The following is a 25,947-nucleotide window of genomic DNA, read 5'->3' as shown; positions in this document are numbered from 1 at the left end:
AATGGACAGTAACACTCATGAAACATTTGGTGAAGAGGGTGAAGCCTTATCAAGAGAAGATGTAGAAATATTACTTCGCCAGTTGGGAGATACTGATAAGTTAGCTTTGGCTAACAAAAATCTACAAAAAGCAAATCTTAACAGTCTGCCTTTATCCCAGGCCAACCTTAGCGGAGCTAATTTATGCAAAGCGAACCTTATCGGAGCCGATTTCAGTGAGGCTGATCTCAGCGGGGCCAATCTCGGGCTAGCCAACCTGAGTAAAGCCAACTTTCGCAATGCCAACCTCAGCAATGCCAACTTTTTTGGGGCCACTCTTATCGAAACATATTTAGTTGGAGCCGATCTTAGTGGAGCTGTTTTCAATTACTCGAATCTCAGTGAGGCCTTTCTCCGCGAATCCAACCTCAGCAATGCCAATCTTATCGCTGCCAAGTTTTACCGTACCGATTTTAGCAATGCTAACCTCAGTAATGCCGACTTCAGTGGAGCGAATCTCAGTGGAGCTTATCTCTTTCATGTCGACTTCAGTGGAGCGAACTTAACAGAAGCAGATCTCAGCCATGCTAATATTTATGGATGTGAGGGCCTAAGTGGAGTCGATTTTCTTGGAGCCAACCTACGCGGAGCATTCTTTTTTCCTCCTAGTCTCAGCAAAATCAACCTAAGGGGAGCCGATCTTCGAGAAGCGAATCTCAGTGGAGCCGATCTTCGGGAAGCGAACCTCCGAGAAGCGGACCTTCGAGAAGCGAATCTCAGTGGAATTGATCTTCGAGAAGCGGACCTTCGAGAAGCAGACCTTCGAGAAGCAGACCTTCGAGAAGCGAATCTTAGTGGAGCCGATCTTCGGGAAGCCGATCTTCGGGAAGCGAATCTCAGTGGAGCCAACCTCCGTGGAGCCGATCTTCGGGAAGCGAACCTTGAGGAAGTTACCCTAAGCGGAGCTAACCTCCATGGGGCTATTCTCGCCAGCGTTGTCATTGACGATACGACGATATTCAATGTTCGGTCGTCATCCAGGCTGCATATCCGTATTGTAGAAGAGCCCTTGACCCCTTTAAATCTTACGAGGATTATCGTTGCTATTACCGAACTTTCTACGAAATGTTGGCTTATAGCGCAGAAGAGATTTGAAGATCTTGCCGATTATGACCAGACGCACAATCCCCTCTTTGCTTCAGAAAGTCAGTTGCATTTCATTGCCATAAAGGTTGATAAAGGTCCTATCCCATATGACCACGTGAATGATAATATCCTGGCCCGTATTTATGCTTCACCATTCGAAGCGACATTGAGCATCGAAGACAGTACCAGGAACGTGGTGGCAGGTATTACCGCAGCTCTTGATGGGGTCATTCGTGTCAAACGACGCGCTAATACCTTCGCTGGAGATGATAAGGCAAAAGAACAGCAGTTCGACGTCGATCAGGAAAAGTTAGATCGAGGAGATAAATTTGAACTTGGAGATGTTTTCGGCATTGCAGCCAAAACAGTTGCTATTTTACATCCAACTGCTGATGAAGAAACAATGGCGAGGCTTATACATATATTAGTACCAACATTACTACAATTCGAAAATGGGATAGGTTTAGAATTGGGCCAACTACTATAATACATTAATGAAACAAACCGTTAACGCTGATAAGGAAAGAAAAGAAATTATGAATAACGACCCTCAGGACATCCAGGTATCGGCCGAGCAGCAACAGCCTGCCCTCCGACCAGACGAACCTGCTGATCGAAGGGGGTGGCATGGACGCTGATGCCTTATCGCTCCTGTGTGGGATAGGCGTCGCGCTCAAGTTCGGCCAGATGCATGGTATCGTTTACGCTCACTACGTCGACGGCGCGCTCAGGATAGAGCGGTGGAAAACCTTTGCGCCGCTGGGGTGGGATTAAGCTGACCTGGCTGATCGAGGCAAATTCAACTTTGAAGAAGCTAAAGCTTTGCGCTGGCATCTGTAAGAGCGCGTGAAATATATAGGAAATAATGCCGCCGTGACAGACCACGACCACTGTGTCGCTCTCACCAAAACCCTCTTCCAACCTGCGAACAACCTGGCGCGCACGCTGGCGTAAACTTTCCTGCGTATCGGCCGGATAATAGCAGCTCTGCTCACCCATATCTTCAGGAAGCAGGGCCAATGGATAATCCGCCAGCAACGCCTGCTTGCCATAACTGGTCATCTCGCGAAAAACTCCTTCGCGCAGTTCGGGCCAGACCTCAATATGTCGGTTCCCCATCTCCTGCGCAATCAGGTGCGCGGTCCCCAGTGCTCGCACCAGGGGACTACTCAGCAGGGCGGTCACCGGCAAATCGGCCAGATAGCGACCAGTCGCCCGGGCCTGCTCCTCGCCGTACAGCGTCAGATAATCATCCCCGGACCGCTTCCCCATTTCGCCGTGCCGCACCAGATATACTTGCATCGTCTCATGTCCTTCCTTGCTACTGGTATCTTTGTCTTTGTAATAGACCTATAATACTATATCCAACTCTATCTATTCCATAGTTTTGCGTGCACACTCTACTTTTTCGTCTTTCCCCAGTGTCCTTATCGTAACACGCAAAACTATTTGTTCAGGTTTATGCTACTGAGGACACTTTTCCCGAGTACAAAAATTGAAGCAGGTATCCGTGGGACGACATTGATGCGTAATAGAAATAACACTAGTAGAAGTGAAGGAGTTTATATGTCTACTTCAGTACCACAGGATCGCTTTTCGCGGTCAACGATTCGTACATTCGTGTCGAACCAGCAAAATATCGCTGAGTCAACACCACTTATAGAGCAACAGATCAAGACTGATCAGATCTTTACCGATGCCTCCAATCAGCCATCAGGCCCGATCGATCTGCTTTATCGTTTCAACGATGAGCGTGAATCGCCTGCGCTGGGCTTCCAGCAGATAGATAATGAGCAGGATGAAGAGGAAATGTATTCACTGGTCTATATTGATCCCAGCCTGAAACAAGCCTGGGAAGCCGCCCAATAGCTTCGCTTCCCTCGCTCTACCATACAGAAAAGAAGGACCACCAACAAATGGTGGTCCTTCTTTTCTGTATGTTTACGCTTGATGATCCGTTGCTATTTTTAGTAGAACAGCCATTGGCTCAGCCCAGGCGAGTAGCTGCTCATCGGCCATAGCGGGGGCAACAAGCTGTAAACCAAGCGGCAGACCATTGGCTGCTTTCCCGGCCGAGATGGTGAGTGCGGGCATGCCAGCATACGACCAGGGCCGGTTCATAGCCGTATCTCCGGTCTGCACCAGTCCGGCGGGGGCTGGTCCGGCCGCCGCAGGACTGATCCAGAGGTCGATGCCTTTTTGTTGCATGAGTGTCTCCATTTCCAGACGCAGACAACTACGTCCGGCTCGGGCCAGAGTTATCTGCTCCGCGCTCACCTGTTGTCCAGCCCGAATTTTCGCGGCTGTACGTGGTCGATAGCGTGCTTGATGGACAGGGAACCAGTTTGCATGGACCTGCGCCATCTCCGCGCTGGTCAACTGACGATGACTAGAATTGATCGCCTGGATATCACTGAACGCGCCCACACGCTTGACAGAATAACCAGCACGCTCAAGTATCCGTACCTGCCGCTCAAAATCGAGCAGGGCTTCTTCAGACGCTTGCCTCAAATAGGGACCACCAGGCACGCCCAATCTCGGCCGTTGCGTTGCGGAAACAGGTGTCTTCCAACCAGAACATAGGACCGCGGCGGCAAGCGCGCTACCGGCCACGTCCTGGGTCAACAGGCCAATAGTATCGATGGAGACAGAGTAGGGGATCACGCCATCAGCTGCGATACGACCATAGGTCGGCTTAAAGCCAACAATGCCACAAAAGGCCGCCGGCCGAATCACGGAGCCCGCTGTCTGCGTGCCCAGCGCCAATGGACACAGGCCAGCGGCCACGGCGGCGGCTGAACCACTGCTTGATCCTCCTGGCGTATGCTCAAGGTTGTGAGGATTGCGCGTAGGACCCGACTCGTCAGAGGCGAACTCAGTAGTCACGGTCTTGCCGAGTATTAGCGCGCCCGCCTTACGTAAGCGGCTAACACAACTGGCCTCGTTGCCCGCAAAGAGCTCCGGGGGTAGCTGTGATCCCGCCCGCGTCAAAAAACCATCCACCCGAAAGATATCTTTAACCCCCACTAACACCCCATACAAAGGCGGCCGCTGAGCGGGATCAGGAAAACGCTGCTGCAAACGAGCGGCTTCATACAGGAGGCGTCCGGCCCGCTCCGGCTCAGGCAAAAACGCCTGAACAGACGGCTCTACCACCTCGATCCGCTCGCACACCTCCTCCACAAAGGCACAGAGATCACGCTGACCAGAGCGCAGTTCCGCGACAAGCTTAGCCAGCAGCAACGGCTCCATAATCATTCCCATTTTTTCTTTCCTCATGCAAGATGCACAACAAATCCTCTACGTCAAAGGATGTGCTCAATGCACACTTTTGCATTGTTTGATCGTCTATTTTTGCATTGTTTGGTCGTCTAATCTAGTAGAAAGCGTTATACCAATCTGGCTGAAGGTGTAACACTTTTCAGTTTCAAACGAATATACATATATCTGGATATTTTTTCGAATTAAAGGTGAATGCATGATGCAGCGTATTTTTAAGATCTTCTTGCTTATTCTAATGATAGCTATCTTCGTGGGTGCATGTATATTTTTTTTGCCTGCGGTCTCTATGGGGCAGGGCACAAGTAACGCGCTCTCGGCCTTTACTCCAAATGATCCTACGCCAACTCCAACGCCAGAGCCCACACCAACACCAGAACCCACGCCGACACCCGAACCTACACCTATCCCTACGACGCCAACGCCTATACCAACCCCTACGCCGACTCCGCTGGTCAATGGCTCTTCAGCCTATTTGTTGGATGTCACGACCGGCACGGTTCGCCTGGATACCAATAGCCATAAGCGTGTGTCCATGTGGAGCACAACCAAGGTTATGACTGCTCTACTGGCAGTTGAAAATCTGCCACCGGATCTCGTGGTCCAGGTCACAGCGGATGAACTGGATGAAGTTCCTCACGGCATGAGTAAAGCATTCCTCCAGGAAAAAGATAAACTGAGTGTGGAAAACCTGCTCTATGGCCTCTTGCTCCCTTCGGGCAGCGATGCAGCCGTGGTGCTGGCTCATACCGTATCCGGAAACACATCAAGCTTTGTGGCACTCATGAATACCAGGGCGGCCCAGCTTGGATTGACGGATACGCACTACGCCAATCCACATGGTGCTGAAGATCCTGAAAATTACTCTAGTGCCGCCGATTTAGTCAAACTGGCGTCCGTTGCCATGGGTTACCCACGCTTCGCGACGATTGTCGCAGCCACCGATCATCACCTGCCAGCAAATTTCTATCGCCATGCGTATCCCTGGGATAATATACTCGCGTCTTTTCTACAAACCGTGCCCCAAGCCAACGGCATCAAAACAGGTTCAAATGCAGAATCGACCGACTGGTGCATGGTCTTCTCCGCTATCCGCAATGGCCACTTGCTCATCGGCGCGGAGATGCAGGCCCATTCACAAACCCAGGTCTTTACGGACGCGGCCAACATTCTCAATCATTGACGACGGTCGCTGTCTGCACTACCGGCTATGAGGTTGGTACCAGGTTTTGGGCAATTTTCTCTAGCAGGTCGTCCAGGTCAAAGGGTTTGGCGATAAAGTCGCTGGCACCACAGTCTCTGGCGGCCTGTGCCGCGCTCGGGTGGGCGGACATCATGATAATCGGGATAGCCTTTGTCTCTTCCTGGTTGCGTAAGCACATGGTGATCTCCCGCCCATCTTCGCCGGACAATAACATGTCGAGCAGGATCAGGTCTGGAAGGGTGCTCTCGACAAGTTGTTCCAGGTCTTCTCCTCGCTCTCTGGTCAGGACGCTATAGCCGGCGTCCTCTAACATTACCTGGATTGCCTCTAAAATATCGGATTCGTCATCAACCACAATTACTTTTTTCTGATCTTCTAGCATATATTTACCATAGCATCTTTTATATATAATTTTCTACATCTATACTATTGAAGCGGTAAATGAAAACTGAATGTTGAGCCTACGCCTTTTTCGCTTTCAAAGGACATTGATCCATGATAGCGTTTGATGATTTCGCTGGAGATATAGAGGCCAATGCCCAGGCCTGGAAAGGTTTTTTCCAGTGGATCAGTGACCTGGTAGAAGCGCTCAAAGATCTTTTCTTGATGTATTTTGTCGATGCCAATGCCAAAATCTTGGACGCTCACGATGGCCTGCTTGTCTTGCCGGACAACTGAAATGCAAACTTTGTCTGCCCCGGGCGAATATTTGATGGCGTTGGTAAGAAGATTAATCACGACCTGTCCCAGACGGTCCCGGTCACCATAGATGGAGATATTTTCCTCGGAGGTGAGCTGCAAGCGATGCGTTGGTGTCATCTCCTGTACGTTCTCAACGATCTCTTTGACCAGTTCGTCCAGCTGGAATTGTTCTTCACGATACGTAATTTTGCCCGCTTGCATCTTGGTGATATCGAGTAGATCGTTGATCAGTGTCGAGAGCTTGGTGAGCTGGGCGTCCATTCTTTGTAGGAAATGGACCGTTTCGTCGTCGCCGCGCTTTTGGAAACGGTTGCGCAGAACCTGGGTGTAGGCCTTGATGCTGGTAACAGGCGTTTTCAGTTCGTGGCTGGCCATACTGATAAACTCATCTTTGCGCTTCTCCAGTTCTGTCCGCTCGGTGATATCAGTAGAGGTGCAAACAATCCGATCGACCTGCCCCCGCTCATCAAAGATGGCGATCCCACTGGTCTCTAAGATGATCCAGCGCCCATCTTTATGTTTGTAGCGGGCAATAGTATGCACCTTCTGACCGGCCAGTGCGTCAGCAAAGCCTTTCTGTATCACCGCCAGCTCATCTGGATGGACCAGGGTGAAGGTACTGGTACCGATCAGTTCCCCCGGCTCATAGCCAAGCAGCGTTTTTAAGGATGGGGAGACATAGCGCCAATTGCCATTCAAATCCACCAGCGAAATGATGTCGCTGACATTTTCAGCCACCAGACGGTAGCGCTCCTGGCTGCGGCGCAGACGTTCCTCGGCCTCTTTACGCTCAGTAATGTCTCGGGAAATGCTGAGAAAGCCAAGGATGTTATCGTCCGCATCACGCAGAATGGTCGATTTGACGTCGATCCAGACCAATGATCCATCTTTACGCCTTCCTTGCCATTCATCAACATCCTCCTGCTGCTCATAGAGCTCCTGAAAGTCATGGATGCGCTGTGCCTCATCCACCTGAGGATAAAGATGGTCAGGTGTATGTCCTAATATCTCTTCAGGGGTATAGCCAAAAAGCTGGGTAGAGGCATGGTTCCAATAGGTAATCCGGTGCTGGAGGTCGGTCACAATCACGCTATCCCGCACGTTCTCTAAGATGGTTGATTGAAAAAGCAAAAAGCTGTCTGAACTGGCAGATTGGTCCCCTTCAATGTGGGTAGAGGCAGCATGTGGATCTGGTAGCGACATCTTCTACATCCTCGGAAATTATCATCCTGATCATACTATAATAATTTGTCTGGTTGAGACAACATGCATTTTGAAAATTCTATTTACTCATAAACACGTCAATACAAGCTACCCGGATGCAATAGTTTCATCCAGGTAGCCTCCATTACTACCACTATCCAGAGGATATCAGCAGGTTGAACGGATAAAATCAGGTACGCCATAGGTACTATGGCTATAATTTCTTAAAGTATGACAACCAGGTCTCAAAGGTCTTGAAGCCCGCCGATTCGTAGAGGTGCAGGGCACCGGTTGGATTGGCGGCATCGACGCTAATATAGGCCTGGGTAATTTCCATCTGCTGCAAATTATGTAGATTTTGGAGCAGTAACGCACGTCCCAGCCCAAGGCCGCGCCGCTCGGGATGGGTGCCCAGCGTTTCGATCAGGCCAATGGTACCGTCCTCTTTCGTTGGCATCAGGGTCGCGACACAAAAACCAACCAGGCTGCCATCAGCGGCCTGGGCCACCAGATCCAAATCCGCTCGATAACCTGGCTCCTCACGGTACGCACGAAACTCTTCCAGGCTCTCCGGCTGAGAGTTCCAATGCTCACGAAAGGCCAGATTCTGGAGCGCGTTATTCTCCTCGCTTTCGGCCAGGGTGGCGCGACGCAGCGTATAGCCAGCAGGAATTTTCGGTGCAGGCAGGGCGGTATCCAGGGGCTGCTTCATAGTAAAGAAGTAGCGTTCACGCACAAAACCGTTGCTCTCCAGGAAATTAAAACGGAACTCATGGTCTGAGCGAGCCGATGAAAACAGACGGCTAACACGGGCCCCGCTGTATTGCCGCGTCTCCTGTTCGGCCCAGTGTAAAGCCGCCATCTCAAACTCCTGTCCACGCGCCATTGGCCGCACATAAAACCAGTAACGACCTTCAACCTCATCTTCCGCCACCGTAAAATTGAGCCGCGCAAAGCCCTGTACATGATTGTCATCATCAAGCCAGAGTTGAAAAAGTGCTTTATTATGACCATCAGCAGCCTGCAAAGCCTGCCGATGCACATTCATATCAAGCGCATCAGCCGCCTCGCACAAGCGCAATAGTTCATCAATAGCCGCAAAATCATCCGGTAAAGAAGCTAAACGCGTAATCATTTATACTATCCTTATCTACAAACAGTATATTGCTAAGTAAACATTAGAGACTATATCATATTTATCCACCGAAAAGCAAATAACATCATCCAAAATAAGGCTCTAAAATGCCAGGCATAAGCAGCAAAAAAACGTTGGTGGTGATTGGATTATGTTTATCTGCAACTAATCCTTAAGGCATGGTAATTTACGTTAAAATAAGCTACAATAAAAGTTAAACTATTCTATTTACGTCGGGTCTGGTTCTGCATTCCTATTATTTATCTGCCGCTCCCCGATGATGCGTAGTATATATATGTTCCTATATATAGGATAGGATAAGCGATTATCGGGGACTTCGCAGGAAAGTGCAGGTATTGATGTTAGAAACGTTGGATACGATTCCCTGGCAACTACTCCAGCAGGCGCGTGGGGATGCCAGTGAGGTTCCTGGCTGGATCAAAGATCTTACCTCAGAAAATAAAGAGGTGCGCAAACAGGCCTACCTCCATCTGGGGAGTAGCATCTATGACCAGGGAACGGTATATAGCTCGACGGCTTATGTGGTGCCGTTCTTATGTGAATTATTGGAGAATCCGCAGGTCTTGCATAAGGTCTGGATCTTGCAGCTGCTGGTTCGCATCGCGCATGGCTCGTCGTATCTAGATGTGCATTATCGCATGACCGATAAGCGCCATCCCGCTGATTTTCAGCAGAAGTTGCAGGAAGAGTTGCGCTGGGTACGTGCGGCCCAATCGGCGGTGAGCGCGGGTTATCCGACCTATCTGCGCCTGCTGAAAAGCGATGAAACCAGGGTGCGGGCCGCTGCTGTCTACACGCTGTCCTGTTGTCAGGTGCATGCAGACGAGGTGATTCCTGCACTGAAAGAATGTTTGAAGCAGGATGAGAAGCAGGTGGTACGCGCCAGCTGTATCTTCGCGCTGGGCCAGCTCATGCCCCACATTAAAGAGACCTATGATTTCTTTCAACATCTACTGAAGAAGCAGAAAAAACCTTTGCTGGCACTGGTAGCGTGCCTGACCTATGCCACGCTGGCCGAGGAGGATACGCCACGCCAGATCGTGCATCTCCTTCTTGAGAGTTTTGAGCTCCCACCGGAGATCAAGGAGAAATTTCGCTCCCTACCCTTTACGGACGTAAATCTAGAGGCTACCGTCAGTCAGGCGTTCCGCTCTATCGGTCACTCTATCGCGCCCTTAGTGGTGCCAACCTTGATCAAGGCCCTGCCACACTGCGATGCGCACAGTGGCGTGGTGCTGGTCGATAATTTGCTCTACCTGGTCCTGGAGGGCCGCACGATCAGTGATCAGACCCATGTTGACGACCTCTCAGATCTACAACGCGAGGTACTAACGGCGCTAGTCAAGAATAAACAGCTCTGGGAGACCGGCAATATGCTCCTGACCGTGGGAAGCTATTTCAAGCCAGCCCACGGCCTGAACTTCTCCATGTGGAGCCGCGAGGACGTAGCCCAATTCCTGAAAGGCAAGCCGCTGCAAAAGTTGGAGCATATAGATATCCCTATGCCTGCCATCACCGAAGCCATCGAGCAGGAGGCTCCTCTCGAAGAGCTTAAAGAAGAACTTGAGCAGAAGCATCTCGACGAGGATTGGGAAGCTCCTCTTGAAAAGCGACCTGAGCCGGTAGGTCATACCAACTGGATCAGCAAGATCATCCGCAACTCATTGCATAGACTCCCTATTCCGTTCGGAAATCCTATCCTGCCGGTCAGCAACGCGGCCCAGACAGAGGATGAGCCGGCGCTCATATCATCATCTCAACCGGAGGAGAATGCCAGCTAGCAATGCTGCTGGCTGAACATCAAAAGCCTCCCGTAGAGCGTATAATCTGGCCAGTGACCCACTCGGCATCCTCACTGGCCAGCAATGCGATCAGACGCGCCGCATCCTCTGCCTGTCCCACCCGGCCCATCGGGAAACGCGGCAGGAGATCTTGCTTGATCTCTTCAGTGATCCAACCGGTATCGGTGGGACCCGGATCAATCGCGTTGACGGTAATACCGCGTGGCGCGACCTCGACGGCCAGCGTGGTCGTAAAGGCCTCGATCGCGCCTTTGGTGGCCACATACGGCAACTTACCCGTCATCGCGCCCCGGCCCTGTCCCGAGGTCAAACTAATAATCCGTCCACCACGGCCCGCCTGAAAGCGGCGCGCGAATTCCACGGTCAGCAGCATCGTCCCGCGCATATTGACCGCATAATAGCGATCCAGGATAGCCCCCGTCAGCTGCTCAAACGGCGCATTAAAATCATCGTGCGTCGCATTATTCACCAGGATATCCACCGGCCCCAGCTGCTGCTCGACTGCATCCATCACCTGTCGTGGAGTATCATCCGCCGCCAGATCAACCAGCCGATGCGCGCAGCGCACCCCCATGGACTCAATTTCACGCTTCAGCGCCTCCGGCCGATCCTCTTCGGCCCCCCAAGGCATCGACGCATCATAGTCATGCCAATAGGTAAAAAATACATCGACCCCCATCCGTGCCAGCGCCAGACATGTCGCCGCCCCAATCCCCCGCCTCCGACTCGCCCCCGTCACCAGCGCAATCCTACGCCTGACCTCTTGCGGTACCATCGTATACCACCTTTCGCTAAAAACGACTATTCCCCATAGTATACCACCTGCCTGCTATGCCGTTACGCATGGAGACCTGTGCGGAAAGTGAGGAGAGATAAAACTGGGGAACAGATCGGATTTCTTCGATCTGTTCCCCAGGCACAACGCCTATACGCTTCCTTCACAGCGATCAGGGATTACTTCGCGCTGGCCTGCGCGGCCGTGAGGATGAGGTCGGCGACTTCACGGGGGTGGGATACGGGGGAGGCGTGGCTGGATGCGATGGCGCTGGTAGTTGAACCTGCGCGCTGGGCCATCCAGCGTTCAGCATCGGGATTGATGGTCTTGTCGTTTTCGGAGACAAGATACCAGGAGGGGAGTTTTTGCCAGGCGGGCGGGCCGGATTTTTCAGTCAGGCAGCCGAGTCCGGTTGGGCGCTGGACGGCGGCAAGGACACGAGCCTGGACGGGTTCGACGTCGGCGGCAAAGACCTGGGGAAAGGCCTCGGGATCAATATAGAGTGCGTTCTCTAAGTAGGAAGGACCAATTTTGCCCTGGCCTTCGGTAGGAGGGAATTTCTGGTTGAGGTCGCCGAGCGTTTCGCCCTCGGCGGGCGCGTAGGCAGCGATGTAGACCAGTCCGGTGACGTTGGCCAGGTCACTACCAGCTCCAGTGATGACGGCGCCACCATAGGAATGGGCGGCCAGGATGGTTGGACCAGCTAGCGAGGCGGTGGCACTCTTGACCACAGCGATGTCGCTGGATAGGCTCACGAGGGGAAGCTGTACAGCGACGACATGATGACCGGCCTCTTGCAGTAGTGGGATCACACCGGCCCAGCTCGAACCATCGCAGAAGGCTCCATGCACCAGCACAATATTGACGTTAGACGACATATTCTTGTCCTCTCCCTATGAGATTTCGTCTCATATTTCACTTTTCCCTTCTCACTCCCGTTTGAGTAAGAAGGATCACGTATTGAGGGTCCCGCAGAAAGGATATAATGCATGGGAGTTACGTGTCCAATATATCTTTTGTTACCCGATGATATGAAAGGGATATCATGCCATGGAGCTGCGACACTTGCGCTATTTTGTGGCGGTGGCCGAAGAATTGAATTTTCGCCGCGCCGCCGAACGACTCTCGATGGCTCAGCCTCCTCTCAGCCAGCAGATTCACGATCTGGAAAAGGATCTGGGAGTGCAGCTCTTCGATCGCTCCAACCGCACGGTACAACTTACGGTGGCCGGCCGGGTGTTCCTGACGGAAGCATATGACATTTTAGCAAGGAGCGAGCGAGCGGTCCGCCGGGCGCAGCGGGCAAACCGGGGCGAACTGGGACAACTCACGCTTGGCTATACCAGTCTAACCTACAATCCCCTCTTTCCTCAAATCCTACGCCTGCATCGCATGCGCTATCCCGAGGTCGAACTTATCTTGCGCGACCTCGTGACGATTGAGCAGATGCAGCAGTTGAACACAAATATGCTGGACGTGAGTTTCGCCACCCATGCCTCTTTCGCGATCACGTCGCTGGAACAGGAAACGCTGGCGCAAGAACCTATTTTGCATGAGCCTATGGTTGCTCTGCTCTCCGCCAACCATAAACTTGCCAGGCAGCCAAACATCACCCTCGCCGATCTGGCGCATGAGGCGTGGATCTGGTTTGCTCGCCCTTTCGATCCCACAACTTACGACTATATGATGCGCCTCTTCGAACAGGTCGGTTTCCATCCCAACGTGACGCAGGAAATCAATCAGCAGCACATCATTCTCAGCCTGGTCTCTGCCGGCTTCGGTGTGAGCCTGGCACCAAAGAGTACGGCCAACCTGGGATCTTATGTGGACGTTGTCTTTCTCGACGTAGTCGATCCGACGCCCATCGTCGAATTCAACATTATCTGGCGCCGCAATGATCCTTCACCCATCTTGCAACGTTTCCTCGCGACTGTACGCGAAGTCGTTCAGAACGGAAAGCACAAATAAGCATCTAGATATCATATAATAGATAGCAGGGAAAAAGATCATGGGAGTTTCTTAATTGATGAATAAAGGATAAAAGAAGATGGCAACACAATTCACTCCTGAAGAAATGAAAGCGTTTGTACGTCAACACTTCGAGGATTTCGTCAACAACAAAAAGGCGGAAGTGATTCTCCAGAATATGACTCCTGACTTTTACGATCATGATGGTCCCGGTGGTAAGCCTGTTGGCATTGCAGAGGATGAAGCTATGATGCGGCAGATGTATGATCTTATGCCCGGTATCCAGATTACGATCGAGGATATGGTTGCGGAGGGCGATAAGGTGGTCTGTCGTAATATCTGGCGCTGGCAGGATGCCAGAAGTGGCAAGCAGATGGAGTTTCATGGCTTTGTGCAATGGCGCTTCGAAGGCAAGCAGATCGCCGAGCGCTGGGCCACCGTCACGCCGCCCCACGAAGCCTCCGCTTAAAACTGTCCAAATGGACAGTCATGTGCGCGAAAAAAAAGTGTTAGAATGCCTGATAGCATCAACGCGATATATCGCTATGCAATCAATCAGCAAGGAAAACACAACAATGCAATGGAAACAAATCAGCCAGCAGCCGACCAAGAGTCCGGCGAACCCACGCTGGCTCGTAATTGCGCTGGCCGCCATCGGTATACATCAGGCTCAGAGCATGCTCGCCGAGCCCCAGGAGCGGCCATTCCGCATCCTGGCCTTTACCATTATCGGCCTGATGCCCTTAACCTATCGCCTCCCCCAGCGCCTACGCGGCGGACTCTGGATGCTACTTGGCGGCCTGCCAGTCTTTGGAGCCTTTATCGGACACCTGATCCCAATTGTACGTAAGCAAGAGGTTCCACCTGCCAGCGAAACCGCCCCCCTCAACCTCGCCGGAGGCGCCTTCCTGGTCGCACTCGGAGCCGCCCAGGCATTTGGACGCATCATCAATAAATAGGACCGCTGGTGGCCAATCCTTTTCGGTTAGCTCATCTCCATGGCATGGCGTCGTGTACGTCGAGTGGGGGTATGAGCCAGCGTGACGGACGTCGAGTGGCGCCACATGCAAGGCCGCACTGCTGGCTTTTCGTGGGCCAGGATGTCAGAACGACTCGCAGTGCTGTGGCGCCTACACCAATCTCGTTGGATGTTGCCTAATCATGTTGGAACGTGTGTGAGGGAATATCACATGATCGCCCACCACACCATTCCGAAGCGATCATGCTTGAAGAACCATGATTGGTGTAGGCGCCACAGGCATGCGATGCTTTCTTAACATGTATCGCCTTTGATCATGCCGCATGCCGGCCTTGCGTGTGGCGCCCACTCCACGTACGTCACGCTGGCTTCTCACGTCTTCTCCTCGATAGACGCGCTGCTTTTCACACCGTTTTCGTGGCCCCCAACGTGCTTAAGCGATGCGAACCTTCGCCCACGAGCGAAGCCGCCCACGCCATAAGTTCACCTGCCACCACGTCTCGCCCCACGATGAGCTCCGTCCGCCTGCCCCTTTATGTCAATGTTATGATCGCAGGGGCAGGTGGACGGAGATGGTTGCAAGGGAAGGCTGGCGGGTACGTGTACTCGAAGTGCTGGCGGATTCGCTCGTGGGCGAAGGTTCGCAGCCACCAGGGCTGCCGCTACTGCTGCTATTTCTTTTTTTGTTATATATGAATTGCAACTTGAAACGTTATTTCCGCATTTTGTCTTATCCCCAGGAACTAGTTAGTAGAGGCTGGATCAAGGATACTCCTCCGTCCCCGTCGTCCTTCTCGGGTTTGTATCTCTGGATCGGCTATGGCACTCGCTCCCGCTCAAGGCGGGTGCCACTTGTCTTTCATTCATACCAATAATGCATTTCTTTTTTTACCTTACTCACTATATCTGACCACCCTATGATGGCCATGGTAACAGATTACGCAAAAATACCACCAACGCTTGACAAGCCTGAATTTCCTGGTTATTATATGTCTATTAGACATACTAGTAGACCGTCTGATAGATCTAGCTTTATTGTGGGACATAATACGTGTAAAGGAAATAATGAACGATGATTTCTTCACCACTAAATGTATTGATCATTGGCGGCGGGATCGGTGGACTGTGTCTGGCTCATGGACTTAAGGCGGCAGGCGTGCGGGTGGCGGTCTATGAGCGGGATGGGGCGGATCCGCAGCATTGGTTACAGGGCCATCGTATCCATATTAATCCTATTGGTAGTCGGGCGCTGCATGTATGTTTGCCTGAGGCTCTCTGGGAGGCGTTTGTGGCGGTCTCCGGTCGGCCACCCGCCGGACTAGGCTTTATGACGGAACAGCTACGGGAGTTGGTGGTGGTGGGGCAGGATTTTATGGCCCATGGCGAGGGCAATGCGGTCGATGCCCATCATCCGATTAGTCGTATGGCGCTGCGCCAGATCTTGCTGGCGGACTTACAGGATGTACTGCATTTTGGCAAGACGTTTGAGCGCTATGAGCGGGCAGCCGATGGGACGGTGACGGCCTTTTTTATGGATGGGAGCACGGCTACAGGAAACGTACTGGTGGGGGCCGATGGGGCTAATTCGCGGGTCCGTAAGCAGTATCTGCCACACGCCCGGCGGGTCGAGGCGGGTTCGGGAGGCATGGGCGGTAAGCTGATTCTGACGGAGCAGAATCGGGCCTGGCTGCCTGCCGCACTTTCGAGCCGCTTGAATCTGATCATGGCTCCAAACAATTATACGCTCTTCAATGCCTTCTTCGATCCGTCTCCGGCGAATCTTGCCGGTCTGGAGAGCAGGCGCCCTCAGCTTGAGGCCGCGGGCCTGGATCTACAGAAGCTGGTGGATACGTCAAAGAGCTATCTTCTCTGGGCCTTCATTGGCCGTACTGAGAATTTTCCGGCCACGGCGGATACCCTGGATGGCGCGGCGTTGCAGCAATTAGTCAAGCAGCGTATGACGGGCTGGCATCCCGACCTGCTACGCCTGATCACCGAGGCGGATCCCGATAGTGTGGGCTTTACGACCTTTAAGTACTCGGCCCCGATCGGACCATGGGAGAGCTCAAATGTGACGTTGCTGGGCGATGCCATCCACAATATGACTCCGGTTGGTGGGATGGGGGCCAATATGGCGCTGCGTGATGCCCGGCAACTGGCACAACAACTGGCGGCCGTTGAGCGTGGCGAGCTTGAACTATTGCCGGCCATTAAGAGCTATGAGGCCGATATGCGCAAATATGGCTTCAAGGCGGTTCACAGCACGCTCCAGAATGCCCGACTTGCAAGTTCCAATGGTCGCCTTGGCCGCGAATTCAACCGGACCTGGTTCCGGGCCTGCAATCTTCTTCCACCTCTCAAACATGTTTTTGAGGAGCAATGGACCGAGGAGATGCGCAATCCAGCCGAGCTGGTAACAAGCCATTAAACAGTACTAGGCCTCGGAGGCTGGTGGCTCGGCCGCAGCCTCCTGGCTAGCATGGAGCCGGGTCGCCCATTCCAGCTCTACCCGCCAGAGCGCGGCCATATGATCCATGGTCTGGATGGCCGTTTCTCGAAAATGCAGATTGTGCGTATTCGTAGCATCTATCTCATGGAGCAGGTTCTCTGATTGGGTCTTGATATGCAGCAAGCAGGCCTGACAGTAGTTCATGTAATGATTGAGTAAGTGCAGGCGATCTTTCTGTGCCAGCAGGTCGAGATAAGGGACCTTGAGGTGGAATAAGCGCTGATAATCACCAATATTAGATGTAGTATCCATCATTACCTGATAAAAACGCTTGCGGCCTGCCTCAGTAATCATAAAGGTCCGAACCGACTGCTCTCCGTCCCCCGCACCATTGGCGCGCACAATCAGTTCCTGCTTCTCCAGGCGATTCAATAGCGGGTACAGGGTCCCGTTACTCAATTTGGCCCAGGGACCGATCATGTCGTTGGCGATCTGCGCAATTAAATACCCATGCAAAGGAAAACGCATCAAGAGCGAAAGGACAATTAATTCGTACATTTTTGGTTCCCCTGGCCAAAGCTCAACGTATCAGATAGTAGGAGGGTCGACACGACGGTCGGCAGCCTGTAAGATCTTCAGTATAAGGTGGTGGCCCTGCCTCGTCAAGCAGACAATGAGCGCCATGAAAGGATCGATATTTATGCATATTACGGCACTGGAACCAGAAAACGCGGTAACGCTCCATGAGGTTGCGAAACTCTTAGTTGAAGGCTTTGCGCCCGATTATCCCGCTGCCTGGCCCAATATAAGTGTGGCGACCGAAGAGGTACAGGCCTCCTTCGCCGATGGACGCCTGAGTCGCGTGGCGCTGGATGAGGATGGCACGGTCCTGGGGTGGATCGGCGCGATCAGCCAGTACGAAGGACGCGTCTGGGAACTTCATCCCCTGGTGGTGCGTGTCGATAAGCAGCAGCAGGGAATTGGGCGCGCCCTGGTGGCCGATCTAGAGGAACAGGTCAAGGCACGCGGCGGCCTTACGATCATGCTGGGGACCGACGACGAAAGTGGTCGCACAACCCTCTCGGACGTGAATCTCTTCACCGGGGTCAGCGACCACATCGCCTCAATTCAAAATCTCAACCACCATCCCTATGAATTCTATCAGAAGCTCGGCTATATCATCGTCGGCGTCATCCCTGACGCCAACGGACTCGGCAAGCCCGATATCCTGATGGCTAAATCGATGGTGCGTCCGCATCAGCCATTAGCGCCATCGACGAATGCCTGATCTTGCTAGCAAGGTTATACTTACGCGCCAATGCTGTTCAGCTCGGCCAGATCTTCATCGGACAGGGTCAACGTAGCGGCAGTAATGTTGCTGCGTAGATGCGCGACCGATGAGGTGCCTGGGATCAGCAGGATGTTCGGTGAGCGCTGTAACAACCATGCCAGGGCGACGGCCATCGGTGTCGTGTCCAGACGCGTAGCGACCGCCCCCAGTTTGTCGGACTGCAGAGGAGAGAAGCCACCAAGCGGGAAGAAGGGCACGTAGGCTATACCCTGCGTGGCCAGAGAGTCGATCAGGTCATCGTCGACGCGGTGGACGAGATTGTAGAAGTTCTGCACGCACACGATGGGCGCGATAGACTGTGCCTCGGCGACCTGTTCAGCGGTCACGTTACTGATACCGAGATGCCTGACCAGTCCTTCCTGCTGGAGTTGCACGAGTACCTTAAACGGCTCGGCGATCGAGCCTGGCGTGGGACGATCCATGCCCCCGACGCGCAGGTTGACGATGTCGAGGGCGTCGAGTCCGAGATGCTCCAGATTGTCCCGTACGGCCTGACGCAGTTGCTCGGGGGCCAGCGCCTGAGGCCAGTTTCCCTCGGCGTCCCGCAAGGCTCCAATCTTGGTGACGATGTGCAGATCACCAGGATAAGGGTGCAGGGCCTCTTTGATGATCTGGTTGGTGACATATGGACCATAGAAGTCGCTGGTATCAATGTGCGTGATACCCAGCGCGACCGCCTCGCGCAATACGGCCACGGCAGCCTCACGGTCAGCGGGTGGGCCGAATACATGCGGGCCCGCCAACTGCATCGCGCCATACCCCATACGCGTGACCGTCAGACCATCGGCCATGGTAAATGTTCCTGCGGCTGTAGCCGGTAGATTAGTATATTGATTCCCTGAATGCGATACCATAAGAAACTATCCTCTTTCTTTTGTTGAAACTGCGATGATCACGCTGTGTGATACACTTATGAGTATCCCATCAGGGCTAGCATATGACCAGAGTCTCTTTATCGTATGATTGAGACTAGTAGGATAAGGAAGCAAAGGATGATCAACGACGAACAACGCAGACAGGACCTGGCAGATTTTCTACGTACGCGACGTATGCGCCTCACGCCTGAACAGGTGGGGTTGATAGGCGGTGGCAGGCGGCGCACGCCAGGATTGCGACGCGAAGAGGTGGCGCAACTCACGAATGTGGGCGTCTCCTGGTACACCCTGCTGGAGCAGGGGCGCGCGATCCATCCTTCCAGCGATGTACTCCATAGTATTGCGGATGGATTACAACTCACGCCTGACGAACGGCAACATCTTTTCTTGCTTGCTGATCAGCAACATCCTGTCGATACCTATGTATCGCATGAACAGGTAAGTCCTACGTTACGCCGTGTGCTTGACACGCTTGATCCTTTTCCAGCCCTCGTCATTGGTCGGCGCTGGGATTATCTAGCCTGGAATACGATGGGTGAGCAGCTCTTTCTGCTCATGGAGCCAGTACCGCCCTATGAGTATAATGCCGTCTGGCGTCTTTTTACTGATCCCAGGAGTCGTCAGATCCACAATCCCAGCTGGGAACAGGTCGCACAAAGAGTGCTCGCGGAATTCCGTGCGGATAGCGTGCGTTACGCTGATGAAGAATGGTTCAAGCGCTTGATCACTGACCTCCAGCGTGTCAGTCCCGAATTCCGTGACTGGTGGCCGCGTCACGATGTCCGTGGCAGGACCGATGCCCGCAAAGACATACAGCATCCCCTGGTAGGACTGCTGATGTTCGAGCATACAACCCTACAGGTCCCCCCCACGCCCGAACTCAAAGTCATGATCTATACCCCACTCCCTGAAACGGATACGCTAACCAAATTACAGCACCTCATGGCGATGAAGGTACCCGCCACTCCCGTCGGCTAACTCACATGCCTGTCACACCCAACACAAGGGTTTTGTAACAGAATCATGTTTCGGCAACCTAACCGTGTGGCAAGGAGACGGTCCACGTGAACGTCCCTCATCATGACCATGGTGGGGATCACCTATCGCGGTATGAGGGGATGAGTCTCTGGTCCATGGCTGTCTGCCTTTGCAAAAAAATGAATGACACACGATTTTACACAGCCACTTGACAAGTAACGTTAGTTAGATTAGTATCAGGATATGAACAGAAAAAAAGAAATCACGAAAGCTTATAAGGAGCGCAGAGCCAGTGGCGGTGTCTATACGATTACCAATACGCAAAACGGGAAATATCTGCTCGGACATGCTGCTGACCTTAACAGTGTGCGCAATCGCTTTCAGTTTGCGCAGACAACCGGACTGGTCGTCCATCCAAAGATGAAACAGGATTGGGAGCAGCAGGGTCCGCAGGCCTTCAAACTAGAGATACTTGAGGAGCTTGAGCCACAGCCTGGCCAGAATGCCAGCGAATTTCTTGCTGATCTAAAGATGCTTGAGGAGCTGTGGCAGGACAAACTGGAGCTTCAAAAAGCCTACTAAAATAACGCGGCTCTCACCAGAGGGGGAGCCGCGTCAAAAACAGAGGATCAGCTAGTAGCGACGCCTCCAGGTAGTATAGAGGCCCGCGCAACCCAGTACAATGGCTGAAGCCCCGACCAGCGCGAAAAAGCATTGGGTGCTAAAGGTGCTAAATATCGCCACCCCATGCATATTATAGCCAATGATATACATGGCAAAAATACCTATCCCAACGGCAATCAACATATTCTCATTTGGCCTGCGCTGAAACATGGGTTCCATCCTTCCAGTTCACGTTATCGACAATCTTCAGCTATAGTTTTCTTCTATTACTACGAGGACTGCTCCGCTTTCGCTTCAGCTTTCACCACTGTAATGCTACAGCTTTTATCGTTTTTAACAAGTATCGTAGCTACAGTATCGCACAATAATCATTACACCGCCACTGAACACCTGTCCTACTAGCAGTAAAAAATGCGCTACCCTCAACACGCACACCTCCCCCCTTAGCGTTACACCCCCGGGTCGTGTATGATCATGGTGGTCATGTTGCCACATGGGAACTTTTTTCTGCTGTGATCCGTCTACTTTGTAGAAGGAGGACACTATGCGCAGCAATAAATTTTCTATCACCTTATTCATCGCGGTCCCGCTCTGCCTGATCTTGTTGGCAGCTTGTGGAAACCAGGATGCTCAATCTAACTCAAATTCTTCTGCATCGAATCCTACCCCGAAACCTACGCCAACACCAACAACACAACAATCGACACCTACGCCAACGCCAACGCCTCAGTCGCTGACCCCGACTCCGACGAACAAGCACCAGATGCGGCCCCCCAGCCGGGGTGTGCCAATTCCAGGATCTCCCCAGGATCCGAAGAGTGGCATTAAATTGGCTCTGGATAAAGCCGGCTATTCAACCAAAGATCCAATCAACGTAACTATCAGCAATAACATGAAAGATACAATCTATCTATCCGCGACCGGGACCAGTTGTAGCATGATTCAGCTTGAGATGCTGGTCAATGGCAACTGGCAGCCACAGGGCCGCTGTATCAATGTACACGCGGCTCCCCTGGTCCCACTGAATACGGGCAAGTCAATTAACCAGAAACTACAGCCACAGACAGGTCCGATGCCCACGAAGCGCACCGATACCAGCGTCTGGCAGCCTGGCACGTATCGCGCCACACTCAACTTTAGCGGCACAGTAGACCCCGATACCGTGGGCGGCAAAAATATCGTTGTATCAGCTACCTTTACTATTAGCTAATACAGGTACCATTGATAAAAAACGGGGATGCAAGGGGCGGTCAACCCCTTGACTAGGGGTTCGGGGGCTGTGCCCCCGGCTTCTCTCCCCCACACCGCCCGCGTAGCGGGCGCACAACCGACCAAACGAAGTTTGGCAAAATACCAGTACTTATCACCACCAAAAAATTCGTATAAAAACTCACGAAAATGAATTCAACAGGCAATTACGAGCTAGAGGAAACGAAATTATGTAACATTTCTAGTAAGACGTATGTCCACACAAAAGAAGACTGCATTGACATTTATCATTTGCTCATGTATCCTTACAGACATGTGAGTATTTAGGGTGCTTTGTGCCAGGAGCACCAGGGACACTGGTTTTATGCTGTGCGTGACCATTTCGATTGATGCGTCGGGGGATAGCATCAGTCAACGTTTTCCCTTTCAGTGAGATAGGTTGTTGCTCTTTATTACCATACGCTGACATGCGTACATCGTTACGCATCGTTGTCCGCACCTCTATCTCAATATATATGTCTATACACATGCATATATCCCGTGAACCACGGCCCACGAAGGCCTGGGTTCTGAGCAACCAGCGCTGCGCTGAAATGCCGGGCGTACAGCATAAGATGATATCCCCTCCAATTTTCAAACCGATGATCGGGTAACGAAAACACGGAGGTATATAACTCATATGGCTCGTTCCTCCCTTTTACGTCGATATAGTATCTTTAGCATCTGCGCTGTCTGTATGCTTGGGATCTCGGCACTAATGGTGCCATCGGCGGCGGCCTATCCTATTCAGCCGCACTACAATCATTTTCTGTATACGAATCATGATGATTATTTGTATGATGACAACGCTCAGAACACCGAAGGAGCTGCTCTGGCGCAACAACAAGCTTACGATGATCGCGCTTTCCCTCATAATTACATTGACGACAATCAATCTAATGCGGCTTATAATGCAAACCAGGCACTGGCACAACATCCACTGCCCACAGGCGATTCACAGTCACGGAGTGGTCGAAGCTGGAAACAGGTTGGCCCGCTCTACGGACAAGAGGCTGCTGAGGCGACCTACACTGGTCGTGCTACAACTGTCTCTGGCCGTGTAACCGCGATCGTGGTGGCGAAAGATTGTAACGAGAATGTCTGCCGCGTCTGGCTGGGTGCAGCCGGTGGCGGTGTATGGCGGACCGATAACGGGCTGGCCGAGAAGCCAACCTGGCAGTCAGTCAACAATGGTATTCGTTCGAATGCGATTGGCTCGTTGACCCTGGATCCTAATGATCACAGTGGTCGCACCATCTATGCTGGTACCGGTGAAGAGAATGGCTCCAGCGATTCTGAAGCTGGCGTCGGACTCTATAAGTCCACGGACTATGGACAGCACTGGCATCTGGTTTCTGGCAGTGTTTCGGCTGCTAAGGACCGCTCGATTGGCGCAGTCGCGGTAGATCCAACCAATGCGAAGCACATCTATATAGGTACCGATGTGGCTCGTCATGGTTCCTCAGCCTCCAATGGTGGCCGTTTCTCACCTCCGGGAGCACCTGTAATTGGTTTATATGAATCAACCAATGGTGGTCAAAGCTTCAAGCTGGTCTTCAGCAAGGAGTCGGATGTGGTGAATCCAGCTTCACCAAATGGGAGCGATTTCTTCCGTGGCGGTGTCAGCAAGATTGAGTTCTCGACCACTGGTCTGGCCGCTGGCGTCAAATCACAGGTCTACTTCTCGGTCTTTGATTATGGTCTGTATCGCTCGGCCAATGGCTCGTTTGAGCAGATCTTTGCTTCCGCTGGCGGTGGCGCTATTGCGAATAGTGCGACATCCCGCACAGAGTTCTCTCTGGCTCCAAATGGTCAGAAACTGCGTATCTACGTTGGTGATACCGATGGCGGACCTGCGCAGTTATATCGCGTAGACGATGCCAATGTAGCGGCGGCAACCCTGACCAACGGTACGGCTAATGCAGGCTGGCTCGATCTGTCGAGTCCAACACCTGGCACTCCGGGCTACAGTTCCTACAACTATTGTGGCGAACAGTGTTCTTATGATATGCCAGTCTATTCTCCTCCAGGACAACCTGACAAAGTCTGGATTGGTGGACAGTTCCAGTATGCTGAGGTCACCCCAACCGGTGCGAAGTCTAATGGTCGCGCGGTACAGCGCTCCGCTAACGCTGGAGTCAGCTTTACCGATATGACCAATGATACGCAGTCACCACCACAGGGCATGCATCCTGACCAGCACGCGATGGCCTTCAATCCCAATAATCCGGATGTTGCCTTCCTTGGCTCGGACGGTGGATTGGTTCGTACCAGCGGCAAGTTCGCTGATACCACCAGCGAGTGTACCGCTCGTGGCTTGACCGGCGCTGATCTGGTAGATTGTCAGATCTGGCTCAAGGCGATCCCGACCCGCATCTACAGCTTGAACAGCGGTCTGGGTACCATTCAGTTCCAGAGCGTGACCTACAATCCACAGGACCCCAGGCATGATGTGATCGGTGGTACCCAGGATAATGGTACGTTCAATACGACTTCGACCCCGCTGACCTGGATCCAGAATGTAGGCGGCGATGGTGGACAGTCGGTGATCGATGCCGGTAATCCTAATATCCGTATGCACACTTACTATGGTCCTCAGGGTGATGTGAACTTCCATAAAAACGATCCTAAGGGCTGGGACTATTGGGGCGATCCGCTGGCGGCCAGTGGGGAGGGTGCCTCCTTCTATGTGCCGTTGATCGGTGATCCAAAAGTCAGTCAGACCATGTTTGTCGGATTGGAACATGTCTGGCGCACACAGGACAGTGGTGGTCCACAGGCATACCTGGATCAGCATTGTAATGAGTTGACCGGCGACTTTAATCCCGCCACACCTTGTGGCGACTGGGTTGCTCTTGGTAGCAATCTGGTAGACCAGACTTATGGTACCGACAAGGGTGGTAGCTATGTGGTCGCGATCACTCGCGCTCCTAGCGACAACCAGACGCTGTGGACCGCGACCCGCCGTGGCCGCCTCTTCATCTCACAGAACGCCAATGCGGCTGCTAAGGATGTGGCTTATACCCGTTTGGATACGGCAGCCCAGCCAACGCGCTTCATCAGCGGCATCTCGGTGGATCCAAAAGATCCAAACCATGCCTTTGTCACCTATTCCGGTTATAGCGCGTACACACCAGGCACACCAGGACACGTCTTCGAGGTTCGTTACAATCCAACCACGAAAGCCGCAACCTGGAAAGATATCAGCTATGACCTCGGTGACCAGCCGATTACAGGTGTAGCCTTTGATGGCGTCACCGGTGATCTGTATGTCGCCACCGACTTTGGTGTAGGTCGCTTGAAAGCCAACCACAACCACTGGCGCCCGGCGGCCTCCGGACTTCCTATCGTTGCAGTGTATAGCCTGACGCTCTCGAACAATGGGCGCATCCTCTATGCCGCAACCCATGGCCGTGGCGCCTGGAGCCTCGACCTCTAAACCATCTGTCCCTGCTTTGCTGGCACGCAAAACATAAATACCACACGATCCGGGTCCTCGCAGACGAGGGCCCGGATCTTTTTTTCCTCTGGCTCAGCAAATCACCCATAATACCAGGTAAAAAGAAAAACACGTTGTAGCGGCAGCCTTCATGGCTGCGAACCTTCGTCCACGTGCGTAGCCGCCCGCACCATGAGTGCACGGACCCACCAGCCTCCCCCTACGACAACCTTCGGTCACCTGCCCCTTGTGTCAATGCTATGATCGCCAGGGAACGTTTTGGTGAGCCTGCTCGCCAAAACGTTCCCCCCATACATTCCGCAACACCCAACGTGATGCGTGTAGGCGTCACGACCAGAAAGTTCGTCGCCTATTTTGTCGTCTCAGGAACAATTATGGCCTCTAAACCTGCGAAGGGCTGAATAGGAATAATTTCCCAGGCGGTAATACCAGCCTGAGAAAATGGAATTGTCCCCAGCTTTTGCCGGGCTTCTTCCAGGTTTGAACATTCTAAGATGAGAACAGCGAAAGGATTGTCGCTGCGCTGATACATCTCTCGAATCGTCCCCTCTTTGTATAATTCCCAGACTCTTGTTACATCTTTCTTCAGCAGGCTGTTAACCTTCGCTGTATCCTTGGCACCTTCGAGTCCGTGATCCATTGCAAGAAACTTCATCAAAACCTCCTGTCACTTACACATTCGCTTATTTTTTTAGGCTAGGGATGCGTGCACTCACAACGGTCCATGACCATTGAGATGAGTGCTCCTTTCACAATATATGAATATATT

General features: G+C 52.6%; 25 protein-coding genes. 13 read left to right on the top strand and 12 right to left on the bottom strand.

Going from position 1 to position 25,947, the window contains the following annotated elements:
• Position 1 precedes the first annotated feature (1 nt).
• Positions 2-1,612 (top strand): pentapeptide repeat-containing protein, encoded by a 1,611-nt coding sequence (locus EL633_RS21245; RefSeq protein WP_126629120.1) that lies wholly within the window; start codon positions 2-4, stop codon positions 1,610-1,612.
• Between the two features lie 155 nt (positions 1,613-1,767).
• Here EL633_RS21245 and EL633_RS21240 read toward each other — a convergent pair whose 3' ends face one another.
• A complete protein-coding gene (locus tag EL633_RS21240) occupies positions 1,768-2,427 on the bottom strand; it encodes a histidine phosphatase family protein (RefSeq protein ID WP_126629119.1) in 660 nt (219 codons plus the stop codon).
• Positions 2,428-2,691: 264 nt separating this feature from the next.
• On the opposite strand from EL633_RS21240, the gene EL633_RS21235 reads away from it, so the two are divergent.
• Positions 2,692-2,994 (top strand): hypothetical protein, encoded by a 303-nt coding sequence (locus EL633_RS21235; protein WP_126629118.1) that lies wholly within the window; start codon positions 2,692-2,694, stop codon positions 2,992-2,994.
• Positions 2,995-3,066: 72 nt separating this feature from the next.
• Here EL633_RS21235 and EL633_RS21230 read toward each other — a convergent pair whose 3' ends face one another.
• A complete protein-coding gene (locus EL633_RS21230; protein WP_246039182.1) occupies positions 3,067-4,389 on the bottom strand; it encodes an amidase in 1,323 nt (440 codons plus the stop codon).
• A 214-nt stretch (positions 4,390-4,603) separates the two neighbouring features.
• Between EL633_RS21230 and EL633_RS21225 the strand changes: the two genes are divergently transcribed.
• Positions 4,604-5,587: a D-alanyl-D-alanine carboxypeptidase family protein gene (locus EL633_RS21225; RefSeq protein WP_126629117.1), complete on the top strand. Its 984-nt coding sequence runs from the start codon at positions 4,604-4,606 to the stop codon at positions 5,585-5,587.
• Positions 5,588-5,612: 25 nt separating this feature from the next.
• Here the strand turns inward: EL633_RS21225 and EL633_RS21220 are convergent, their stop codons facing one another.
• The 3 genes from EL633_RS21220 to EL633_RS21210 all read right to left on the bottom strand — a co-directional run bounded on the left by EL633_RS21220 (position 5,613) and on the right by EL633_RS21210 (position 8,648).
• Complete coding sequence (locus EL633_RS21220; protein ID WP_126629116.1) at positions 5,613-5,990, bottom strand: response regulator; 378 nt, start codon at positions 5,988-5,990, stop codon at positions 5,613-5,615.
• 44 nt (positions 5,991-6,034) lie between these two features.
• The gene (locus EL633_RS21215) at positions 6,035-7,513 is read right to left on the bottom strand and encodes a PAS domain-containing sensor histidine kinase (protein WP_126629115.1); all 1,479 of its coding nucleotides are present in this window, start codon (positions 7,511-7,513) and stop codon (positions 6,035-6,037) included.
• A 214-nt stretch (positions 7,514-7,727) separates the two neighbouring features.
• Positions 7,728-8,648 (bottom strand): GNAT family N-acetyltransferase, encoded by a 921-nt coding sequence (locus EL633_RS21210; protein WP_126629114.1) that lies wholly within the window; start codon positions 8,646-8,648, stop codon positions 7,728-7,730.
• 359 nt (positions 8,649-9,007) lie between these two features.
• On the opposite strand from EL633_RS21210, the gene EL633_RS21205 reads away from it, so the two are divergent.
• Positions 9,008-10,450 (top strand): HEAT repeat domain-containing protein, encoded by a 1,443-nt coding sequence (locus tag EL633_RS21205; protein ID WP_126629113.1) that lies wholly within the window; start codon positions 9,008-9,010, stop codon positions 10,448-10,450.
• A 19-nt stretch (positions 10,451-10,469) separates the two neighbouring features.
• On the opposite strand, the gene EL633_RS21200 is transcribed toward EL633_RS21205, so the two are convergent.
• Both EL633_RS21200 and EL633_RS21195 read right to left on the bottom strand, forming a co-directional pair.
• Positions 10,470-11,246, bottom strand: a complete 777-nt coding sequence (locus EL633_RS21200) for an SDR family oxidoreductase (protein ID WP_126629112.1) — start codon at positions 11,244-11,246, stop codon at positions 10,470-10,472.
• 179 nt (positions 11,247-11,425) lie between these two features.
• Positions 11,426-12,124: an alpha/beta fold hydrolase gene (locus tag EL633_RS21195; protein WP_126629111.1), complete on the bottom strand. Its 699-nt coding sequence runs from the start codon at positions 12,122-12,124 to the stop codon at positions 11,426-11,428.
• Positions 12,125-12,296: 172 nt separating this feature from the next.
• Between EL633_RS21195 and EL633_RS21190 the strand changes: the two genes are divergently transcribed.
• The 4 genes from EL633_RS21190 (at position 12,297) to EL633_RS21175 (ending at position 16,621) form a co-directional block, all read left to right on the top strand.
• Positions 12,297-13,214, top strand: a complete 918-nt coding sequence (locus tag EL633_RS21190; RefSeq protein WP_126629110.1) for a LysR substrate-binding domain-containing protein — start codon at positions 12,297-12,299, stop codon at positions 13,212-13,214.
• A 79-nt stretch (positions 13,215-13,293) separates the two neighbouring features.
• Complete coding sequence (locus EL633_RS21185; protein ID WP_126629109.1) at positions 13,294-13,683, top strand: ester cyclase; 390 nt, start codon at positions 13,294-13,296, stop codon at positions 13,681-13,683.
• Positions 13,684-13,789: 106 nt separating this feature from the next.
• The gene (locus EL633_RS21180; RefSeq protein ID WP_126629108.1) at positions 13,790-14,173 is read left to right on the top strand and encodes a hypothetical protein; all 384 of its coding nucleotides are present in this window, start codon (positions 13,790-13,792) and stop codon (positions 14,171-14,173) included.
• A 1,092-nt stretch (positions 14,174-15,265) separates the two neighbouring features.
• A complete protein-coding gene (locus tag EL633_RS21175) occupies positions 15,266-16,621 on the top strand; it encodes an FAD-dependent oxidoreductase (protein ID WP_126629107.1) in 1,356 nt (451 codons plus the stop codon).
• 6 nt (positions 16,622-16,627) lie between these two features.
• Here EL633_RS21175 and EL633_RS21170 read toward each other — a convergent pair whose 3' ends face one another.
• Positions 16,628-17,200 (bottom strand): PadR family transcriptional regulator, encoded by a 573-nt coding sequence (locus tag EL633_RS21170; RefSeq protein WP_126629106.1) that lies wholly within the window; start codon positions 17,198-17,200, stop codon positions 16,628-16,630.
• A 142-nt stretch (positions 17,201-17,342) separates the two neighbouring features.
• On the opposite strand from EL633_RS21170, the gene EL633_RS21165 reads away from it, so the two are divergent.
• The gene (locus EL633_RS21165) at positions 17,343-17,930 is read left to right on the top strand and encodes a GNAT family N-acetyltransferase (RefSeq protein ID WP_126629105.1); all 588 of its coding nucleotides are present in this window, start codon (positions 17,343-17,345) and stop codon (positions 17,928-17,930) included.
• A gap of 20 nt (positions 17,931-17,950) precedes the next feature.
• On the opposite strand, the gene EL633_RS21160 is transcribed toward EL633_RS21165, so the two are convergent.
• The gene (locus tag EL633_RS21160) at positions 17,951-18,847 is read right to left on the bottom strand and encodes an aldo/keto reductase family oxidoreductase (RefSeq protein ID WP_126629104.1); all 897 of its coding nucleotides are present in this window, start codon (positions 18,845-18,847) and stop codon (positions 17,951-17,953) included.
• Between the two features lie 138 nt (positions 18,848-18,985).
• On the opposite strand from EL633_RS21160, the gene EL633_RS21155 reads away from it, so the two are divergent.
• Both EL633_RS21155 and EL633_RS21150 read left to right on the top strand, forming a co-directional pair.
• Positions 18,986-19,846 carry a helix-turn-helix transcriptional regulator gene (locus EL633_RS21155; RefSeq protein ID WP_126629103.1) on the top strand — a complete coding sequence of 287 codons (861 nt, stop codon included), beginning with the start codon at positions 18,986-18,988 and terminating at the stop codon, positions 19,844-19,846.
• Between the two features lie 243 nt (positions 19,847-20,089).
• Positions 20,090-20,428 carry a GIY-YIG nuclease family protein gene (locus EL633_RS21150; RefSeq protein WP_126629102.1) on the top strand — a complete coding sequence of 113 codons (339 nt, stop codon included), beginning with the start codon at positions 20,090-20,092 and terminating at the stop codon, positions 20,426-20,428.
• Between the two features lie 51 nt (positions 20,429-20,479).
• On the opposite strand, the gene EL633_RS21145 is transcribed toward EL633_RS21150, so the two are convergent.
• Positions 20,480-20,680: a hypothetical protein gene (locus EL633_RS21145; protein WP_126629101.1), complete on the bottom strand. Its 201-nt coding sequence runs from the start codon at positions 20,678-20,680 to the stop codon at positions 20,480-20,482.
• Positions 20,681-21,014: 334 nt separating this feature from the next.
• Between EL633_RS21145 and EL633_RS37230 the strand changes: the two genes are divergently transcribed.
• A complete protein-coding gene (locus tag EL633_RS37230) occupies positions 21,015-21,680 on the top strand; it encodes a hypothetical protein (protein ID WP_176599710.1) in 666 nt (221 codons plus the stop codon).
• 294 nt (positions 21,681-21,974) lie between these two features.
• On the opposite strand, the gene EL633_RS21135 is transcribed toward EL633_RS37230, so the two are convergent.
• Positions 21,975-22,358: a hypothetical protein gene (locus EL633_RS21135; RefSeq protein WP_126629100.1), complete on the bottom strand. Its 384-nt coding sequence runs from the start codon at positions 22,356-22,358 to the stop codon at positions 21,975-21,977.
• Here EL633_RS21135 and EL633_RS21130 point away from each other — a divergent pair, their 5' ends adjacent.
• Positions 22,359-25,157: a WD40/YVTN/BNR-like repeat-containing protein gene (locus tag EL633_RS21130; protein ID WP_126629099.1), complete on the top strand. Its 2,799-nt coding sequence runs from the start codon at positions 22,359-22,361 to the stop codon at positions 25,155-25,157.
• 370 nt (positions 25,158-25,527) lie between these two features.
• Here the strand turns inward: EL633_RS21130 and EL633_RS21125 are convergent, their stop codons facing one another.
• Entirely contained in the window at positions 25,528-25,833 is a 306-nt protein-coding gene (locus EL633_RS21125) for a superoxide dismutase (protein ID WP_126629098.1), read from the bottom strand.
• Between the last annotated feature and the right edge of the window lie 114 nt (positions 25,834-25,947).

This window comes from Dictyobacter alpinus (genome assembly GCF_003967575.1).
Taxonomy (GTDB): Bacteria; Chloroflexota; Ktedonobacteria; order Ktedonobacterales; family Ktedonobacteraceae; genus Dictyobacter; species Dictyobacter alpinus.
The sequence above is the reverse complement of the archived record's forward strand: the minus strand, read 5'-3'. Positions and strand labels throughout refer to the sequence as shown.

Excerpts from the sequence above, each read along its gene's own strand:
- EL633_RS21245 (WP_126629120.1), top strand. The coding sequence starts at position 2 with ATGGACAGTAACACTCATGAAACATTTGGTGAAGAGGGTGAAGCCTTA.
- EL633_RS21240 (WP_126629119.1), bottom strand. The coding sequence starts at position 2,427 with ATGCAAGTATATCTGGTGCGGCACGGCGAAATGGGGAAGCGGTCCGGG.
- EL633_RS21235 (WP_126629118.1), top strand. The coding sequence starts at position 2,692 with ATGTCTACTTCAGTACCACAGGATCGCTTTTCGCGGTCAACGATTCGT.
- EL633_RS21230 (WP_246039182.1), bottom strand. The coding sequence starts at position 4,389 with ATGGGAATGATTATGGAGCCGTTGCTGCTGGCTAAGCTTGTCGCGGAA.
- EL633_RS21225 (WP_126629117.1), top strand. The coding sequence starts at position 4,604 with ATGATGCAGCGTATTTTTAAGATCTTCTTGCTTATTCTAATGATAGCT.
- EL633_RS21220 (WP_126629116.1), bottom strand. The coding sequence starts at position 5,990 with ATGCTAGAAGATCAGAAAAAAGTAATTGTGGTTGATGACGAATCCGAT.
- EL633_RS21215 (WP_126629115.1), bottom strand. The coding sequence starts at position 7,513 with ATGTCGCTACCAGATCCACATGCTGCCTCTACCCACATTGAAGGGGAC.
- EL633_RS21210 (WP_126629114.1), bottom strand. The coding sequence starts at position 8,648 with ATGATTACGCGTTTAGCTTCTTTACCGGATGATTTTGCGGCTATTGAT.
- EL633_RS21205 (WP_126629113.1), top strand. The coding sequence starts at position 9,008 with ATGTTAGAAACGTTGGATACGATTCCCTGGCAACTACTCCAGCAGGCG.
- EL633_RS21200 (WP_126629112.1), bottom strand. The coding sequence starts at position 11,246 with ATGGTACCGCAAGAGGTCAGGCGTAGGATTGCGCTGGTGACGGGGGCG.
- EL633_RS21195 (WP_126629111.1), bottom strand. The coding sequence starts at position 12,124 with ATGTCGTCTAACGTCAATATTGTGCTGGTGCATGGAGCCTTCTGCGAT.
- EL633_RS21190 (WP_126629110.1), top strand. The coding sequence starts at position 12,297 with ATGGAGCTGCGACACTTGCGCTATTTTGTGGCGGTGGCCGAAGAATTG.
- EL633_RS21185 (WP_126629109.1), top strand. The coding sequence starts at position 13,294 with ATGGCAACACAATTCACTCCTGAAGAAATGAAAGCGTTTGTACGTCAA.
- EL633_RS21180 (WP_126629108.1), top strand. The coding sequence starts at position 13,790 with ATGCAATGGAAACAAATCAGCCAGCAGCCGACCAAGAGTCCGGCGAAC.
- EL633_RS21175 (WP_126629107.1), top strand. The coding sequence starts at position 15,266 with ATGATTTCTTCACCACTAAATGTATTGATCATTGGCGGCGGGATCGGT.
- EL633_RS21170 (WP_126629106.1), bottom strand. The coding sequence starts at position 17,200 with ATGTACGAATTAATTGTCCTTTCGCTCTTGATGCGTTTTCCTTTGCAT.
- EL633_RS21165 (WP_126629105.1), top strand. The coding sequence starts at position 17,343 with ATGCATATTACGGCACTGGAACCAGAAAACGCGGTAACGCTCCATGAG.
- EL633_RS21160 (WP_126629104.1), bottom strand. The coding sequence starts at position 18,847 with ATGGTATCGCATTCAGGGAATCAATATACTAATCTACCGGCTACAGCC.
- EL633_RS21155 (WP_126629103.1), top strand. The coding sequence starts at position 18,986 with ATGATCAACGACGAACAACGCAGACAGGACCTGGCAGATTTTCTACGT.
- EL633_RS21150 (WP_126629102.1), top strand. The coding sequence starts at position 20,090 with ATGAACAGAAAAAAAGAAATCACGAAAGCTTATAAGGAGCGCAGAGCC.
- EL633_RS21145 (WP_126629101.1), bottom strand. The coding sequence starts at position 20,680 with ATGTTTCAGCGCAGGCCAAATGAGAATATGTTGATTGCCGTTGGGATA.
- EL633_RS37230 (WP_176599710.1), top strand. The coding sequence starts at position 21,015 with ATGCGCAGCAATAAATTTTCTATCACCTTATTCATCGCGGTCCCGCTC.
- EL633_RS21135 (WP_126629100.1), bottom strand. The coding sequence starts at position 22,358 with ATGAGTTATATACCTCCGTGTTTTCGTTACCCGATCATCGGTTTGAAA.
- EL633_RS21130 (WP_126629099.1), top strand. The coding sequence starts at position 22,359 with ATGGCTCGTTCCTCCCTTTTACGTCGATATAGTATCTTTAGCATCTGC.
- EL633_RS21125 (WP_126629098.1), bottom strand. The coding sequence starts at position 25,833 with ATGAAGTTTCTTGCAATGGATCACGGACTCGAAGGTGCCAAGGATACA.